The organism is Tropicimonas isoalkanivorans, from assembly GCF_900112335.1.
GTDB classification, from domain to species: domain Bacteria; phylum Pseudomonadota; class Alphaproteobacteria; order Rhodobacterales; family Rhodobacteraceae; genus Tropicimonas; species Tropicimonas isoalkanivorans.
In genome coordinates this window covers 1-3,735 of the sequence record NZ_FOLG01000042.1, presented here as the reverse complement: position 1 = coordinate 3,735, position 3,735 = coordinate 1, and the positions used below count along the sequence as shown (strand labels likewise).

The window sequence follows — 3,735 nt, the reverse complement described above, 5'->3', positions numbered from 1 at the left end:
ATCGGCGGTGGCCGCCAGCGTCACACCCGGCCGCGCGCTGCGCTACGCCGGGGGCTCCGCGCGCGGCCTCCTACACCAAGCGTTGGGACACTACCTTCTATCGCAACCCGAAAAAGTATTCTTGGGTCCAGGTCGAAGCATCCGACCCGTCATTCCGAGCCGTGGATGACGTGGTGGCGTGCCTAGCTGATGGTCGGTTCGAAGTCACACAGGTCAAGTTTGCTGTCGATCCGGAAAACCCAAAGACAGCCCTTGATTGGGAATGGATTTTAGGCGCGAAGCCCAAGGGAAAGTCTTTCCTTCAGCACTGGGCTGTGCCGGTTTTGAAGATTTTGGATGATGGTTGTCGGGCGAATGCTCGTCTGATGACGGATCGAAAACCGGATTCGGAATTTTCTCAATCCTTGAAGGGTCGCCGCGTCAATTATTCAAAAATTCCTTTGCCAATTCGCACGCGGATTATTGCACAGCTTGGATCGGCTACGGCCGCTCAAAAGTTCTTTAAAATCTTTGAATTCATTCACTCGCAGCCCATAATTGAGGACCTTGAAGCGACCCTCTGGGCGCGCATAGCATCTGACACGGACAGCGCTGGCTGGGCATTATTCCAGAAACAGCTCCAACTTTGGGCGACACAAAAAAATTGGCCAGGCCCTGATGGGCGGATCCGCTATATCCATCTCCAGCAAGCTTTTTCCCCTGAAAGAGCCATGCCCCTTCCCCAAGATTTCACGGTGCCAGAAAACTACCGTGTGCCGGACGAGAGCTTTTTTGACGATTTCTTTTCGCGGGTACTCAATGACGATGGCGTCACGGTTCTTTGGGCCCCTCCTGGGCGTGGGAAAAGTACTTTTCTCAGCCACTTTAAGTCGAAACTCGATACTAAAAAGGTTGTGTGCATACGGCACCACTACTTCCTTAGCCTCGATGACAGATCTGAGGGAAGGTTCCACTTTCAAGCTATTGCACGTTCGCTAGAAGCCCAACTTCAAGAGACGATGCCGGACTTGAGAGTGAGGCAGCATAGTACTTTGGGCGAAACGATCGAACAAGCCGCCCGGAAAGTCCTCGCAGAAGGAAGACGCCTTATCGTGATCATCGACGGACTCGATCACGTCTGGCGAGAAGGCCGTGATCGCGAGCACGCCGAAGAACTCTTTAACGCGCTTATCCCCGCCGTACCGGGTGCCCATCTGGTAATTGGGACCCAGAAGATTGCGGAAAAGGATCTTCCAACAAGGATGCTGGCTGCAGCGCCGATAGAAGGCTGGGTCGAGCTTCCTCTTATGAACCGCGCTGCTGTGGAAGGCTGGATTGCATCACAACACCGCGCAGGAAGGCTGAATCTCTTCCGCTGGCCTCACCAATCGAAAGCGAAAGCGCTTGCCGCGGTTTCTGATGCTTTTTTCGACATATCCAATGGCTTGCCTCTGCATCTGATTTATTCATTCGAGGCCGTTGCCCGTGCCGGCGATGAAGTGACGCCAGATCTAATTCGAGCGCAGCCGGCCTGCCCCAGTGGAGACATACGCGATTACTAAGCAGGGTTTATGTTGCAGCTTTCTCCACGCGGGAAGGCAATTCTCCACGTTCTGGCTGGTCTCGACTTCAGTCCGCCACCATTTGCTCTCAATAACTGCTTCGGCGTGGACGATCAGAGCATCTTGGGGCTGGCGGAGATCGGTCATCTCCTCGACTTTCGAGAGATGGAAGTGCGCCCATTTCACGGTAGCTTGTTCGCCTTTCTTCGAGATGATCCCATTCACCATTCAATTTTTATGGCCAACAGTGCGCCGACTTTGGAATGGCTGGAAACAGAAGCGCCTCCCTACTGGCGAGAGGCGTGGCTATGGATCGCTCAGGCAACACGCGGGAACGCACAGAACCTAATCACGAGACCTTCCCGTGAGTGGGCGTTGTCCTTCGTCACTGCGGGGTACCCGATCGACCGCTTCATCAATGTATTGAATCATGCCGAACAGGCCGCTTTCGAAGTATTCGATTTGGCAAGCGTCGCGCGCCACCGACTTGTAAAGATTCGTGCGATAAATGCCGTTGAGCTGCAGCACGATGAACTAGCCCAGGTCTGGTATGTTGCGGCCGCTTTAAGTGGCGACATTTTTGTCCCGGCCGTCCTTCGTGCCGACTTAGTTAATTTGCCTCCCTCGCTAATCCCGGCGCTCGTTCAGATGACCGATGAGAGTCAGCGAGATGCGCTTGTCGACCGAGCTGTTGAGGAACTTAACGGACGCATCATCCAAAACCGTCACGACGAATACATCAGCAATGACCAGCAAGGCGATTTTGCTCGGGCTGTGGTTTCAGTCGTTGCTGCAAGCAAGAAGAACGAGGTTGCTCGGGTGCTGCGTTTCGCGCGCGGTTCTGGTCAAGCGGACCCTATCGTTGCCGCTTTCGCTCAAAGCGCGCGCCTTGTCGGAAATGTTAGTTCCGTCTTCCAAGCGGGTAAGAGCTTCACGGGGGATGAATTCGACAAGGAACTGTTTACGTGCCTATGTCTCGAGGGCCTCTCACCTGCGAGTCAAACTCCGTTAAAGGCAAGAAAGCACCCAGCTATTCGCTGCCTGGGGATTATCAAGGGCGACGCGATAAAAGGCAGCAGCTCAGGCAAAGACCTGTCAGCGCTTTTCGCGGGCGCTGACGGCCCGGAAGATCGCCACCAGACGAATATCCGGGGGATCGTTTACAATATTTTCATGTCCGCACTAGCGGCTGCTCTGGCAGGAAAGCCAACAAAAAGCTGGGTAAAGATCCCGGATCATGCATCGGAAAGCTGGCTCGCGGGCGCACTACGTGCATTTGAAAAACTCGCTCGACGCATCGCCGCACACTGGGCCAACGCAAGGCATTGGCCAACTCTCGGTGACGTGTTCAGTTGGTATGATGGGTAGCCTTGCTACGAACGAAGTTACGACGCTCAACACCGTTTCAATGCGGTGCGCCTTGCGCTGATTGATGCCGCTTTCGACCTCTCCCTCATTGGCCGCGGGCTAGATGCTGCGTATCAGATCGACGACATTGCTCTTTCGAAGGCAAGGGCATCGCCCTTTTGGCTAAACGAGCTTTGGCTGGAGAAGCTCACAATGCGCCGCGTGTCGCTGCATGACCCAGCTAGCGCTGAAAAATTCATTGCGACTTACATGGACGAACTTGAGCAGACCGTGACTGTGTTCAACGAGCGAGCTGCTACCTTTGGGAAGCTGGCTCTTGCCGCGCACGATCACAACCAGCCTCAGCTGGCTGCTCAGTCATTGAGACATGCTGTCGATTGTTTGCTTGGGTATGGTTGGCGGAAGGATGCCTTCGCAAACGATGTTCTTACTGTGTTGGAGATGATGATCGAAGCAGGGGATCATGACGCCAAGCAAACCCTTTTGGCTCTAGCCGGCGCGTTTCACCGCATCACGGACTACACCGACGGTGATGGAACCAATCATATCCGCAGCGAATACTACGCTGCCGTGGCAAAGCACTATCCCGAACGCATCGCGCCCATGCTTAATGACCTTATCTGGGCAGAGGACTGGCGCTATGTCGAAGATCTCTATGAGGAGCTTCCCTCTCTCCCTTTGGCCCAGACTGCCGAAGGGGCTGCACTTCTTTCCACCTTTATCATGCCGAGCGGCGTTGTTGTAGAAAGGCGGCCCGAGGCGTGAGTGCCCCTTTCCCGTTCAGGCTCAGGCCACGCGGACGACCTCGGCAGTGCCGATCGCGTTG

At 54.9% G+C, this 3,735-nt stretch carries 3 protein-coding genes; all 3 read left to right on the top strand.

The features are described 5' to 3' along the window. The coding region (locus BM075_RS23955) for an NACHT domain-containing protein (protein WP_218152906.1) at positions 1-1,541 on the top strand (1,541 nt) is incomplete at its 5' end. A 9-nt stretch (positions 1,542-1,550) separates the two neighbouring features. Further along, positions 1,551-2,909: a hypothetical protein gene (locus BM075_RS23950; protein ID WP_093363110.1), complete on the top strand. Its 1,359-nt coding sequence runs from the start codon at positions 1,551-1,553 to the stop codon at positions 2,907-2,909. A gap of 45 nt (positions 2,910-2,954) precedes the next feature. Continuing rightward, positions 2,955-3,674 (top strand): hypothetical protein, encoded by a 720-nt coding sequence (locus BM075_RS23945; protein WP_093363109.1) that lies wholly within the window; start codon positions 2,955-2,957, stop codon positions 3,672-3,674. Positions 3,675-3,735: the final 61 nt, after the last annotated feature.

Bases quoted from the DNA above. Each gene is read 5' to 3' on its own strand.
- BM075_RS23950 (WP_093363110.1), top strand. From the start codon at position 1,551: ATGTTGCAGCTTTCTCCACGCGGGAAGGCAATTCTCCACGTTCTGGCT.